At 39.9% G+C, this 13,937-nt stretch carries 9 protein-coding genes; 3 read left to right on the forward strand and 6 right to left on the reverse strand.

Going from position 1 to position 13,937, the window contains the following annotated elements:
• Window positions 1-2,488: ESPR-type extended signal peptide-containing protein (locus HMPREF2750_RS04340; protein ID WP_148130006.1), on the reverse strand; the 2,488-nt coding region annotated here is incomplete at its 3' end.
• A gap of 443 nt (window positions 2,489-2,931) precedes the next feature.
• Between HMPREF2750_RS04340 and HMPREF2750_RS04345 the strand changes: the two genes are divergently transcribed.
• Both HMPREF2750_RS04345 and HMPREF2750_RS04350 read left to right on the forward strand, forming a co-directional pair.
• Window positions 2,932-4,101, forward strand: a complete 1,170-nt coding sequence (locus tag HMPREF2750_RS04345) for an EmrA/EmrK family multidrug efflux transporter periplasmic adaptor subunit (RefSeq protein ID WP_070582729.1) — start codon at window positions 2,932-2,934, stop codon at window positions 4,099-4,101.
• Window positions 4,102-4,109: 8 nt separating this feature from the next.
• Window positions 4,110-5,636, forward strand: coding sequence for a DHA2 family efflux MFS transporter permease subunit (locus tag HMPREF2750_RS04350; protein ID WP_070582731.1), 1,527 nt, complete (start codon window positions 4,110-4,112; stop codon window positions 5,634-5,636).
• A gap of 56 nt (window positions 5,637-5,692) precedes the next feature.
• Here the strand turns inward: HMPREF2750_RS04350 and uvrA are convergent, their stop codons facing one another.
• Window positions 5,693-8,524, reverse strand: coding sequence for an excinuclease ABC subunit UvrA (uvrA, locus tag HMPREF2750_RS04355; RefSeq protein ID WP_070582733.1), 2,832 nt, complete (start codon window positions 8,522-8,524; stop codon window positions 5,693-5,695).
• Between the two features lie 162 nt (window positions 8,525-8,686).
• Between uvrA and HMPREF2750_RS04360 the strand changes: the two genes are divergently transcribed.
• On the forward strand, window positions 8,687-9,154 hold the full coding sequence (locus HMPREF2750_RS04360) for a single-stranded DNA-binding protein (protein WP_049357843.1): 468 nt from the start codon (window positions 8,687-8,689) through the stop codon (window positions 9,152-9,154).
• Between the two features lie 227 nt (window positions 9,155-9,381).
• Here the strand turns inward: HMPREF2750_RS04360 and qatD are convergent, their stop codons facing one another.
• Genes qatD through HMPREF2750_RS04380 form a run of 4 tightly spaced genes read right to left on the reverse strand, consistent with a single transcriptional unit; the run spans window position 9,382 to window position 13,933 of the window.
• The gene (gene qatD, locus HMPREF2750_RS04365; RefSeq protein WP_070582735.1) at window positions 9,382-10,113 is read right to left on the reverse strand and encodes a Qat anti-phage system TatD family nuclease QatD; all 732 of its coding nucleotides are present in this window, start codon (window positions 10,111-10,113) and stop codon (window positions 9,382-9,384) included.
• The gene (gene qatC, locus HMPREF2750_RS04370) at window positions 10,110-11,426 is read right to left on the reverse strand and encodes a Qat anti-phage system QueC-like protein QatC (protein WP_070582737.1); all 1,317 of its coding nucleotides are present in this window, start codon (window positions 11,424-11,426) and stop codon (window positions 10,110-10,112) included. Before qatC ends, qatD begins: the two co-directional genes overlap by 4 nt.
• The gene (locus HMPREF2750_RS04375; RefSeq protein WP_070582739.1) at window positions 11,426-12,166 is read right to left on the reverse strand and encodes a hypothetical protein; all 741 of its coding nucleotides are present in this window, start codon (window positions 12,164-12,166) and stop codon (window positions 11,426-11,428) included. The genes qatC and HMPREF2750_RS04375 overlap by 1 nt, the downstream gene beginning before the upstream one ends.
• 3 nt (window positions 12,167-12,169) lie before the next feature.
• Window positions 12,170-13,933, reverse strand: coding sequence for a KAP family P-loop NTPase fold protein (locus tag HMPREF2750_RS04380; RefSeq protein WP_070582741.1), 1,764 nt, complete (start codon window positions 13,931-13,933; stop codon window positions 12,170-12,172).
• Window positions 13,934-13,937 lie beyond the last annotated feature (4 nt).

A 13,937-nucleotide genomic window follows, 5' to 3' on the forward strand; every position in this document is an offset into this window, starting at 1 on the left:
CTGCTGCTGAAGCTGAAGAGCTTGCTGCGGTTGCAGATGATTGTGCAGAAGATGCACTATTTGATGCGGCTGTAGCAGAGCTTACAGCTGCAGATGCCGCACTTTCAATTTTATCTAAATTGTTATTAACCACTTCCGCAGCTGATGTTGCCGCTGAAGCTGCTGCTTTCGCTGTTTCGTTTGTTTTATCTAATTGCGAGGTTACTGCATAAAGTTGTGAACCATTGATCGCTTCTGTTGAAGTTGCGGAAATATTTCCTGCTGCCACATTGATCAATTTACGCTCATCATCTGCAGCACCGACGCTTACGAAGCTACCGGCACCTACAACGGTTCCTTTGAAGCCACTATAGGTTAAATTACCCACAGTTGCTTCAGTTACATTTGCAATAGTATGAGAACCTGTTGTAGTTGAATGATTACCTAATACAACTGCTTCATCTAAACCAGCAGCGATATTTAAGTTATTACCCAATACGGTTGTACCGTTTGATGCAATAGTATTCCCGTGTCCAATAATCGTGTTATTTTTAACGCCATCTTTTACGTTATTTGCAACACCTACAGCAATGGTATTTTGAGTATTATTACCAACAAGGTTATATACCCCTAAAGCTGTACCATTATTCACGTTTTCGCCAACCCAAGTGCGAGCACCAACTGATGTACCATTTGTTGTGCTGTTATCCACACCAGCGTAATGACCTAATGCTGTGCCATCATTCGTATTTGGACGAACATAACTTCTTGAACCTACAACGGTTGCATTCACAGAATCTTTACCTGCAGCAGAGAATTGACCAACAACAGTCGCATTTTGGGCACCAGCTTGAACTTCTGAGTTAGAACCTAATAGAGTTGCATTAGTACTACCCGCTTTTATGCTTGAGTTTTTACCAATGACTGTTGCATTTGCTGCATCAGTATAAACAGCACTACCAGAACCAATTACAATTGCATCTTCAGATGCTGCTGAAGATTTATACCCCATCACAACGGCACCAGCTGCAGCTGTTGTTGTAGTGGCTTCTACACCTGCAGTAATAGAGTTTCTGCCTTGTGCCCCACCTGCTAAACCAACTTTATCATTATTAGTAGTTTTAGCAGCATCAGAAGACGCATCATTAGAACCATTATTTACATGGAAATAGTTAGTTGTATTTAATGCTTGATTTGCTGCATCTAATGCTGTATTAGCTGTTGTATTAGCTGCGTTAGCTGTTGTATTAGCCGCATTAGCAGTTGTGTTAGCCGCATTAGCAGTTGTATTAGCCGCATTAGCCGTTGTGTTAGCTGCATTAGCCGTTGTGTTAGCCGCATTAGCAGTTGTGTTAGCTACAGTTGCTGTGCTTAATGCATTGCTAATATTAGCTTTAGCTGTAGTAGAAAGATCGTAAACTACATCACCAGTGCTAGAAACAGTTGCAATAGTTTCTGTTCCATTTTTAAAATTAAGCTTACTATCATTGTTAATACGTGCTTTTGATAAACCATTTTCTGCAGCATTAAAGCCCACATTAGTCATTACTGCATAAAGTTGGCTACCATTAACAGCATCTGTAGAAGTGCTACTTAGGCGACCAGCACCCACGTTTTGGATTTGGCGTTGTTGTTGTTCTGTACCAACAGAAACTGCTCCAGAAAAACCTGTAGTGCCAGCAAAATCAACGGGTTTGCCATTAAATGTTGCTTTTTTAGCTGAGTCATCGAATTTATTTTCTTTAGCTTCAGATTGCGCACCTAATGCCACACCATACTCAACACCAGTCTTAGCAAGCATACCAATTGCTACTGCGCCAGTAGCTGTTACATTCGCTCTAGTACCTAAAGCGGTACCTGAAGCGCCACTTACAAATGCATTTGCCCCAAATGCAGAACCATAATTCGCGGCCTCAGTAACATTAGCCTCAGGACCAACAGCAACACTATATGCACCTACTGCTTTAGCACCCTGTGAAATCGAAGTAGAATTAAGTCCAGCAGCTTCAGCTTCAGCACCAATTGCTATCGCATTATCTTTACGAACAATTGCAGTATTACCGACAGCTACACCATTAGCTGCAGCATTAGCTAAACGTCCTACAGCAACAGATTGAGTTTGAGCATTTGAATTCGAACCAATAGCGACTGCATCTTGCCCATTAGCATAAACAGTATGACCAATTGCGATACCTTTAACCCCTCCAGTTGCTTTTGATGATGCCCCCACAACAACAGCACCAGGCCCATCCGTCCAACTTCCACTACCAATTGCTATCGCTTGACCAGCAGTTCGAGTCACTGTGCCTTCAGGAATTGCAGCATATGCAATACCCGTTACATCTAAAAGCAATAAAGATAATGCCGATAATTTAAAAATTTTGCCTAATGAGGACTTGCTCTCCCCGTGCGTGTCACAAGATGATTTCACTTGCCCTTTTGCTAATTCGGACGTTACTACCAACGACTGAGTAGTACGATTCCAAATCACTTTAAAAATCTTATTCATAAAAAAATAAAACTCCTTTGCATAAATTTAACTATTATAAAACGATGATCCTACCTCAAAACGCAAAAGCAGAAACCAATCCCCATTATCTAACACACGCTTAATAAAATCTAGGCATTTTCAATATAATTTTTGTAAAAGTATGTAAATAAATTATCTTAAAAAAACAAACACATATTTATTTTATTTTTATACTTATAAACTATAACAAAATCCCACTCTCTGCCTTGATAAAATTCATTACAAACTCTTATAAGTTCTAACATAAGGACGCAGCGGGTAAACTAATACGACGTTGAAAGGTAGCCTTTGAACTATGTACTTTATTACGCCAAAGTGCGGTCATTCTTGAAATAATTTTAATTCACGTTCATAATGAACGAATATTCATATTTTATAGGCTGAAGCCTTTTACTTCAGCATTTTCTCATAAGGCTCGCATTATGTCCGATCAACAAACAGATACACAAACGTCCTCAAATAATAAATCTCAACAACGTAAAAAAGGGCTTTCCATTTTTATTCTGTTGCTTCTTTTGATTGCAATCGGTTCTGCGGCTTATTGGTTTTTCTTTATTAAAGACTTTGAAGAAACCGAAGATGCCTATGTGAGCGGCAATCAGGTAATGGTCTCATCACAAGTCGCGGGAAATATTTCGAAAATTAATGTCGATAATATGGATCCCGTACAGACTGGTGATGTGTTATTAGAGCTGGATGATACCAATGCCAAATTAAGTTTTGAGCAAGCTAAAAGTAATTTAGCCAATGCCGTTCGCCAAGTTTCTCAACTGAATTACACGGTAAAACAATTGAAATCCGCCGTTCGTGCGAATGAAATTACCCTTGCTCAAGCACAAGGAAACTTGAACCGTCGTGTGCAATTAGTGAAAGATGGCGCGATTGATAAAGAATCTTTCCAACACGCCAAAGAAGCGGTTGAACTCGCCAAAGCAAACTTAACGACTTCACAAAACCAACTTGAGGCAAATCAAGCCTTATTGCTAGATGGCCCTTTAAGTGAACAGCCGCAAATTCAAAGTGCGGTCAGTAATTTGAAACAAGCATGGTTGAATTTAGAACGTACGAAAATCCGCAGTCCAATTAAAGGTTATGTGGCTCGTCGTAATGCGCAAGTAGGGCAAGCAGTTTCTGTTGGCGGGGCATTAATGGCGGTGGTGACTACTGATCAAATGTGGTTAGACGCTAACTTCAAAGAAACACAATTAACCCATATGCGAATTGGTCAACCGGTTAAAATTCACTTCGATCTCTACGGAAAAGATAAAACTTTTGATGGAAAAGTGGTGGGAATCGAAATGGGTACAGGCAGTGCATTCTCATTATTGCCTACTCAAAATGCGACCGGTAACTGGATCAAAGTGGTGCAACGTGTGCCAGTGCGTATTCAATTAGATCCGCAACAACTGGCTGAAAACCCATTACGCATTGGGCTTTCTGCCACCGTGAAAGTAAATATCAGTGATAGCCAAGGCGAAACCTTGCGTAATCAAGCACCATCTACAACGCTTTATTCCACCAATGTGCTACAATATGATGAAAGTGCGGTCAATAATTTGATCGAATCCATTATTCGCGACAATAGCTATTAGGTTTCACGATGTCGCAATCTCATTTTACGCCGGTACAAGGCGGTGCACTGGTTATTCTCACGTTAGCGCTCTCGCTTGCCACTTTTATGCAGGTATTGGATTCCACCATCGCTAACGTTGCCATTCCTACTATCGCAGGTGATTTAGGCGCATCGTCTAGCCAAGGGACATGGGTCATCACCTCGTTTGGTGTAGCCAATGCAATCTCAATTCCTATCACCGGTTGGCTGGCAAAACGTTTTGGTGAAGTGCGGTTATTTTTAATCTCAACCTTACTTTTCGTCCTTGCCTCTTGGCTTTGTGGCATTTCACACAGTTTGGAAATGTTGATTATTTGCCGTGTCATCCAAGGTGCAGTAGCCGGTCCAATCATTCCTCTTTCGCAAAGTTTATTACTCAATAACTATCCGCCTAAAAAACGAGGCATGGCGCTGGCTTTTTGGTCAATGACCGTGGTGGTCGCTCCTATTTTTGGGCCCATTTTAGGCGGCTGGATCAGCGATAACATTCATTGGGGTTGGATCTTTTTCATCAATGTTCCCATTGGATTGGCCGTCGTCTTAATGAGTTGGAAAATTCTAGGCGATAGAGAAAGCCAAATATCTCATCAACCTATTGATACCGTTGGGCTTGTTTTATTAGTTCTTGGCGTAGGCTGCTTGCAATTAATGCTGGATCAAGGAAGAGAGCAAGATTGGTTTAATTCAACGGAGATTATTGTTCTCACCGTGATTGCGGTTGTGTGTTTGATCGCGCTCACTATTTGGGAACTGACGGATGACAATCCCGTTGTAGATATTTCACTTTTCAAATCACGCAACTTTAGCGTAGGCTGCCTTTCAACTAGTCTCGCTTTTTTAGTGTATTTAGGATCGGTTGTACTTATCCCACTTCTACTCCAACAAGTTTATGGCTACACCGCGACTTGGGCAGGGCTCGCAGCCGCCCCAGTGGGATTATTCCCGATTTTACTTTCGCCAATCATCGGTAAATTAGGGCATAAAATTGATATGCGAATTTTAGTCACAATCAGCTTTATGGTTTATGCCCTGACCTTTTATTGGCGAGCTGTGACCTTTGAGCCTGACATGACCTTTGCCGATGTTGCCTTGCCACAATTTGTGCAAGGTTTAGCGGTTGCTTGCTTCTTTATGCCGCTGACCACAATTACGCTCTCAGGTTTACCTCCCGAAAAAATGGCTTCGGCATCGAGTTTATTTAATTTCCTTCGAACCCTTGCTGGTTCGGTAGGAACATCCCTCACAACATTTATGTGGTATAACCGTGAAGCTGTGCATCATACTCAACTCACGGAAGCGATTACTCCATATAATCCAATTTCCCAACAGTTCTTCCAGACGATGGCAAGTTTTGGTTTAAACGAACAACAAACAGCATCATATCTTGCCAGACAAATCACCGCTCAGGGCTTTATTATTGGCGCGAATGAGATTTTCTGGCTATCGGCAATTACTTTCCTAGCATTATTCATAATCGTCTGGTTTGCCAAACCGCCTTTTGGAAATCGCCATTAAAAAACCTCAAAAAAATAACCGCACTTTGATGATCTTCAAAAGTGCGGTTATTTTTTCTAGCCTTTTGTTAAGATGTCTTTTAGGAATCTCGCGGTGTGAGAACCTTTGACTTTGGCGACTTCTTCCGGTGTGCCTGTCGCGATGATTTGACCACCGCCACTGCCCCCTTCTGGACCAAGATCCACAATCCAGTCTGCGGTTTTGATCACATCTAAGTTGTGTTCGATCACCACGATAGTATTGCCTTGATCGCGCAAGCGGTGTAACACTTCGAGAAGTTGTTTAATATCAGCAAAATGCAAGCCGGTTGTCGGTTCATCCAAAATATAAAGGGTTTTACCAGTATCGCGTTTTGAAAGCTCTGTCGCTAACTTAACGCGTTGTGCCTCACCACCTGAAAGCGTGGTAGAAGACTGACCTAAACGAATATAAGACAAGCCTACATCCATTAGGGTTTGCAATTTACGCGCAATCATTGGGATCGCATCAAAAAACTCGCGGGCTTCTTCTACCGTCATATCTAATACTTGGTGAATAGTTTTACCTTTGTATCGGATTTCCAAGGTTTCACGGTTATAGCGTTTACCTTTACATTGATCACAAGGCACATACACATCCGGTAAGAAGTGCATTTCAACTTTAAGCACACCATCACCTTGGCACGCTTCACAACGTCCACCACGCACGTTAAAACTAAAACGTCCTGGGTTATAACCACGTGCGCGCGCTTCTGGCACGCCCGCAAATAATTCACGAATTGGGGTAAATAATCCCGTGTAAGTCGCTGGATTAGAACGAGGTGTACGACCAATTGGACTCTGGTTAATATCGATCACCTTGTCGAAATATTCTAAGCCTTCAATGGATTTATAAGGCGCAAAATCCGTTTTTTCCGCACGATTTAAGGCGTTTTGAGCCAATGGGAATAACGTATCATTAATTAGCGTTGATTTACCTGAACCTGATACCCCCGTGATACAAGTAAATAAGCCTACTGGAATCTCTAAATTTACGCCTTTCAGATTATTCCCTGTCGCACCTTTTAATTTTAGAAGTTTGCTTTTATCAAGTGCGGTTCGTTTTTTCGGAATTTCGATTTTTTCTTCACCCGATAAGAACTTACCCGTAATCGAATTTGGGTTCGCCATAATCTCTTTGGCTGTCCCCTGAGCAATCACTTGGCCACCGTGTACTCCTGCTCCAGGGCCAATATCAATAATATGATCGGCTTCTCGAATGGCATCTTCATCATGCTCTACTACGATCACGGTGTTGCCTAAATTACGTAGATGAATCAACGTATTTAACAGACGCTCATTATCGCGTTGGTGCAAACCGATAGAAGGCTCATCCAACACATACATGACACCCACTAAGCCCGCACCAATCTGACTCGCAAGACGAATACGTTGTGCTTCACCGCCCGAAAGAGTCTCGGCAGAACGAGAAAGGGAAAGATAATTCAAACCCACATTCACTAAGAATTCTAACCGCTCTCTGATCTCTTTCAGGATTTTTTCCGCAATTTGTGCTTTTTGACCGGTTAAGGTGAGCCCTTGGAAAAATTCAAGGCTTTCACCAATGCTTTTCTCTGAAATTTGAGGTAAGTTAATGTTACCGATATACACGTTTCGAGCTTCTGGACGAAGACGCGAGCCGCCACAATCTGCACAAGGTCGGTTACTGATATTTTTCGCCAATTCTTCGCGCACAGACATAGATTCCGTTTCTTTATAACGGCGCGCCATGTTATTCAAAATCCCTTCAAAAGGATGTTTGCGGATCACCACATCGCCACGGTCGTTCATGTATTGGAATTCAATTTCTTCCTTGCCTGAACCGTGCATCACAATATCTTTAATTTTTTGTGGCAAGTCTTCGTATGGCGTTTCAATATCAAATTTATAATGTTTCGCCAATGAGGTAAGCATTTGATAGTAATAGAAATTGCGACGATCCCAACCTTTCACCGCACCACCTGCGAGGGAAATGCTTTCATTTTGCACTACTCGGCTTTCATCGAAGAACTGCTGAACACCTAAGCCATCACAAGTCGGACACGCCCCAGCCGGGTTATTAAATGAGAATAAGCGAGGCTCTAATTCCGGTACAGAATAACCACAATGCGGACAAGCAAAATTCGCCGAGAAAACCAATTCTTCAGCGTTAGGATTATCCATATCTGCCACAACTGCTGTACCACCAGAAAGCTCTAAAGCCGTCTCAAAGGATTCAGCCAAACGTGTAGCTAAATCTGACCGCACTTTAAAGCGGTCCACTACCACTTCAATGGTATGTTTTTTCTGTAAAGCAAGTTCTGGCGGATCAGATAAATCACAGATTTCACCATCAATTCTTGCACGAATATAACCTTGTGCCGCTAAACTATCTAACAACTTAACATGCTCACCTTTACGGTTTTTCACCACAGGCGCAAGCAACATCATTTTGCTTTCTTCTGGCAGACTTAAAACTTTATCCACCATTTGGCTGATGGTTTGTGCCGTTAATGGCACATCATGATCAGGACAACGCGGCTCCCCTACGCGAGCAAACAGCAAACGCAGATAATCGTAAATTTCGGTGATCGTGCCCACGGTTGAACGCGGGTTATGAGAAGTGGATTTTTGCTCAATAGAAATCGCTGGCGACAAACCCTCAATCGAATCCACATCCGGCTTTTCCATCAAAGAAAGGAATTGACGCGCATAAGCAGAAAGCGATTCCACATAACGGCGCTGCCCTTCCGCATAAAGCGTATCAAATGCTAAAGAAGATTTGCCCGAACCAGACAAGCCTGTAATCACAATTAATTTATCGCGCGGAATAGTTAAATTGATGTTTTTGAGGTTGTGGGTTCTAGCCCCACGAATGTCGATAGTATCCATAGAAAAAGCGATTGCCTTAAGAAAATAAATTCAAAAATTGTGACCATTATCGCATATTTCAATATCTGTGCAAATATCCAGTTAATTTTTATGGATCTTTTGTTTCTTTTAAGGCAAAATAGCCAAAATTTTTCATCTTATTTCTAAAATATAGAGGATTCTATGGCAGGTATTAATAAAGTAATCATCGTGGGTAATTTAGGTAATGATCCTGAAATCCGCACGATGCCAAATGGCGAAGCGGTAGCAAATATCAGCGTGGCAACAAGTGAAAGCTGGACAGATAAAAACACAGGTGAACGTCGTGAAGTGACCGAATGGCACCGCATCGTGTTATATCGTCGTTTAGCGGAAATTGCGGGTCAATACTTACGCAAAGGTTCACAAGTTTATGTTGAAGGTCGTTTAAAAACCCGTAAATGGCAAGATAACAACGGCCAAGATCGTTACACCACTGAAATCCAAGGTGATAACTTACAAATGTTAGGTGGTCGTAATCAAGAGATGGGCGGTTATACACCTGCACAATCAGCACCACAACCAAGCTATCAATCTCGTCCAGCACAATCTGCGCCAGCGCCACAAGCTGAGCCACCAATGGACGCATTTGATGATAACATTCCATTCTGAGTTCTATATACTTGAATTTAGTAAAAAATAAATCATTAAAACCCAGAGAAACCATATATGACAAGGTTTCTCTTTTTTACGTTAATTATAGCCAGACGAAAGTCTGGCTATAATTAAATAACTCAAACCATTAGAGTAATGGTTTGAGTTGAGATTGTAGGTAGAGATATTATAAGGAATTTGAGTTATTGGAAGTAATTGATAATTTTGATAGGTAAGCTTATAGCTTATATATGTTTTGAAACTAAGCTAAAGAGATTTTGTTTCAACATACTCTCAGCTTCTGAAAGATTCATCCCCCACATATCTGCTAATATTGCAATGGTAATATTGGCATTCCAGGGGAATAAAGCTTGCGTTTTAAAATTCCCAAAAGGTCCATCAGTTTCAACTAATATTTTTTCTATTGGCATGATTTGGACCAACTCATAACCCTTTTTACTGCTTAACATTGCGGGTCCTACAGAAAAATAGCAGCCCATTTCAATCGCTCGTTTTAACTGTTGCTTTGTGCCTGAAAACCAATGAAGGATTGGCAAGTTATCATTTACTTGACTTAATTCATCTAGTACAGCATTTGCACTCATCCTAGAATGTATACTTAATATTTTTCCGCCAGATTTTGCTGAGCTTCTTAAAATATGGCGAAAGACCTTTAATTGTGTTTCCCAATGTATTTTAAACTCTTTTCCGCCATCCAAACCAATTTCACCCACATAGCGAGTTTGGTTTAATAATGCATCAAACAATTCCAATTCTTGCCAACGTTCATGAGCTAGTTGGGGATGCAATCCCAAGGCGGTACGAATACGAGGACAATCTTTTGCTAATGAACTTGTTCCATACCACGCTTTTGGTGTAGTTGTAACAGATAAGACATAAATATTTTCATCTTTACATCGTTTTGCAACGTATTGTGGATTAGTATATAAATCCAAATGGCAGTGCATATCCATCATAATATTTGGTTTCCTATTAAAAGTTGCTCCACTTCATCCAACCCAGTCATAAAAACATTTGCAAACTGACTTAATTGTTGAGTGGGTAGTGAGCCACTTTGTAAAACCCATTGATTGATGTTGCGATGATTTTTTTGACGAATAGCACTTATTAAAGCAAATAAATCATCTCTTCTGTCCCGATTTATTAAAATTTGCCGAATATCATTAAATTCATATTGGGCATCATTGGTAATACCAGCATAATGCAATGACGCTCTACGAATCAGGCATGGAACACAAACCCCGCATTGTTGATTTTTGCGTTTCCAATGGCTACACGAAACAGTATCAGGGATAATTTGCTGTAATAATGGTAAATTTTTGCATTCTGCTATCATTTGCCCTTTGGTTTTAAATTGATAAGGATTTCTTAAAGTGAAAGGAATATTGACCGCAGTGAACAATTTTTGTATTTCTTGGATAAAATAAGGGTGTGTGGTACGGGTACTCAAAGTACCTATTCTGAGAGGTGTCAAAGGTGCATTGATTGAAATTACCCCATTTTCAGGTACAAAAATATCAATCCCTTTTTGCACGACTTCCTGTAATGCATAAGCTGATACAACTGCAAATGCTAAGAAATTTAAACTTCTGGTTCTCATTGTGATTTCAGTAGTCCCACCATTATTTAAACGTGGATGTGCAATCGCATTAAATTGGGAAAATTGATTAATATAACCATTTTGGTTAAGTTGCTGAATAATGGCTTGCTGACGTGATTTATCACCTTTATAAGAATGACTAACTAAAACCGGTGAATGGCCCTGCTCCAATAAATCAATTGTCCCAATTGCTGAATCCAAACCACCTGAAAATAAACAAACACAGTCTTTATTTCTTAAATCTACCAATTTGGTTCTGCCACTTAATTTATAGGTCTGTGGCGGTAATTGTCCGCCTGCCTGAAAATCAAATTCCCAAATATCACCACTTAAAAAGTGTAAAATCTGTTCTAAATGAACTTTATTTGCTTGCCAAATATCTGGCTGGCATAATGGTAAAGTAATAGAAAAGGAACGACACCAGCCATTGGCAGTATCTTTTCGTAAAACAAAAGTATCTGCCGCCGTTACTGCCATGGCAATGGTTAGAAAATCCATTACTTGGTTATTGAGTTTAATACCTAATCTTTTCACACTATCTAAAACCATATTACCAATATGGGCAATTTGTAGTTTTTTATTGCCCATTCCATACAAATGAACAGGTATTGTTCCATTTGGTAAGTTATTTAATTGATTAATGTCGTGATGAAAAACCAATTGAGTCATCAATAATCCTCCCATTCTTCCCAAATTTCCAAAATAGCTTGGTTTTGAATTTCTTGCATTTGTTCAATTGTTAACTGGCAAACATCATCCGTAAATTTAGGGGCAAGCTTAACATCTACTACTTCACGAATGAGTTGCCGTAAATCATTTTCTGCTTCGGCAATTTGTACAGGATTATCGCCCTTTTTCCAAGCCTTACCAGCATCGTGTGCAATTTGTAGAAAAATGCTTTCAGTTAAATAACAAATCATCATCTTAGCAATAACTTCAACTGAAATACTGTTTTCATCAAAAGTTGTCATTCCTTCCAATGCTTCTGATAAAGCAATATTCATTGCAGAACGAATTTTGTCTGAATCACCGTGATGACCAGCCAAAAGTTCGGTAATCTGGTTGATGGCTTCATCGCAAGGCTGCCCATTTAAACTATGTAAATTAACTGAATATTGTTGTTGCTGGTTGTCTGAAAAAATGCCAAATAAGCTCGCACCCGCTTGGGTAATTTTCCCCAATTTTTGGACGGCTGTATGCTTACCACCACTGGCTTTTCGTGCATAATGACCAAGTGCTTTACGGACATCGTCACGTCCACCACCTCGTACAGCCCTACCGATTGCCTGACGCAATCCCTTTAATCTTTGTGGGTCTGGGGGTTGTAATTGTGCTTGATTGTTATCAACCCAAGAGGGCAGTAAGGGTGAACGACCATTTGGTCCTACGCTAGACTGTGAAGTACCCATTTATTATTCCTTATACCAATTTGCATTTTTTAAAGCCGTATTTAACCAAGGTTTTTTTACACTTTGTTTTAACTCAATAATAAAACGGTTTAAGATTCTTGCCCCATCTTCTGAATTTTCTGCCAACAAACAAGCCCCCACAAAACCATTTGGACTTTTATCCCAATTATCCACTTTTCTTAATTGTTCAATTAAGGTTTCCATAACGGAGATTTGTTCATCAATTATTAATCCCTGAATGGCATTTTGGGTATTTTGTGAACCAGTTCTTGATGTAGCTTTAAGTAAAATGCTTAAAGCCTGTTGGGCTTTTTGAGAAAGTTGAGCAGTATAAGTATTTAGCGGTATGGTTTCCCTAGATAAATAGATTGCCGCGCGCAAATCAACATTGGATAATTTGGGCTCTAACTTTGCCCATTCTTTGATAAATGCTTGAATAGGCTTATTTTCAGAGAGTTTTGATAAATTTTGCTCATTGTTATTTTCCAGCTCTTTTAATAATTCAGGTTTACCCTCTTCTTCATTAATACGCTGATAAAAATTTGTTACCACATCAGAATCCACACATCGCTCAAAAATCACCAATTTGGTAATAATCGCTTCCTCTAACGGTATTTGACGCTTGTTTGCGATTTGGGCACGCATTTTAATGGTATTTAAAATACGTTTTACAATTCTAGGATTACCGTGAATATTAGGTGAATTTGCTAATAAAGGAGCTATTCTGTTTGCGCGTTCAAAATCTGACAATAGAGCTTGATTATGTTGCTCTTCAATAGTTTTGGCTACTTGTTCTGGATTTAAGGATTGATCTTGCCAAGATTGTTGCAAATGAGTTTCTAAAAATTGGCGTAAGTTTGCTAATTTTTCGGGTGGCACTTTTTGATGAATAGCATACAGCATATACAAATACGCACGAATTTCAAGAACACCTGCTTTAGGTACACGAATAGGAATCTGAATGAGCTTGTCCAAATAATCAATTTGATGCCGATACGACAAATCTTTGTAATGTTCGGCAACTGAATGGCGGATCATTTCCTCGTCAGCTGCGATAATAAAAGCTGTACGATTTAAGAATAAGAATAAACGAATTGCCTCTAATGTTTGAATAGCATTAGCAGGTAGACAGCGATCAAGGTTATCAATCACAATAACTAACTTTTTACCTAAATCCTGTAATATCTCACCATATTCTTTTCTAAACTCATCGATTTGTTGTGGTGGAGTTTGCTGTTTTTGAGGAGCGATAAGTTTTCTTCCTGAATCAACAATTTCTTTTCCTGTTTCTACAACTTGCTTACTTTCTGTTGCATCTTGAATACCGTCCAAAGCATTTTGAGCTGTTCCAAATATTTTTGAAACCAAACCAAAAGTTGGAAAACCTGCGGCTAAAGCGGCCCCCTCTGCAAGCCAGCCAGCCAAACGCAAACCATCAATTCTAGCTAATAAATTTTTGGATTTTTGCAAGATGGTTTCTTTATTTTTGGCAGCTTGAATCAAATGGTTTGCAATAGTTTCCAAAAGAGCTGTTCTGGCATCATCAAATCCTTGATAAAGCCAAGCATCAAATTTAATCACAATCCACTCATCAGGTTTGATTTGTTGCTCAATCAAATTTAACAGAGAGGATTTACCTGCGCCCCAATTACCAAAAATACCTATTGAAACTGGTAGCATAGCTTCAGTTTCTAATATTTCAGTAACAATTTGGGATACTTCACCAAAATTGAGATAGTCTTCTTTAGATTCAGTATCTGACCACATTAAA

The sequence above is a fragment of the Haemophilus sp. HMSC066D02 genome, from assembly GCF_001810545.1.
Classification (GTDB): domain Bacteria; phylum Pseudomonadota; class Gammaproteobacteria; order Enterobacterales; family Pasteurellaceae; genus Haemophilus_D.

Bases quoted from the DNA above. Each gene is read 5' to 3' on its own strand.
- HMPREF2750_RS04345 (WP_070582729.1), top strand. From the start codon at position 2,932: ATGTCCGATCAACAAACAGATACACAAACGTCCTCAAATAATAAATCT.
- HMPREF2750_RS04350 (WP_070582731.1), top strand. From the start codon at position 4,110: ATGTCGCAATCTCATTTTACGCCGGTACAAGGCGGTGCACTGGTTATT.
- uvrA (WP_070582733.1), bottom strand. From the start codon at position 8,524: ATGGATACTATCGACATTCGTGGGGCTAGAACCCACAACCTCAAAAAC.
- HMPREF2750_RS04360 (WP_049357843.1), top strand. From the start codon at position 8,687: ATGGCAGGTATTAATAAAGTAATCATCGTGGGTAATTTAGGTAATGAT.
- qatD (WP_070582735.1), bottom strand. From the start codon at position 10,113: ATGATGGATATGCACTGCCATTTGGATTTATATACTAATCCACAATAC.
- qatC (WP_070582737.1), bottom strand. From the start codon at position 11,426: ATGACTCAATTGGTTTTTCATCACGACATTAATCAATTAAATAACTTA.
- HMPREF2750_RS04375 (WP_070582739.1), bottom strand. From the start codon at position 12,166: ATGGGTACTTCACAGTCTAGCGTAGGACCAAATGGTCGTTCACCCTTA.
- HMPREF2750_RS04380 (WP_070582741.1), bottom strand. From the start codon at position 13,933: ATGTGGTCAGATACTGAATCTAAAGAAGACTATCTCAATTTTGGTGAA.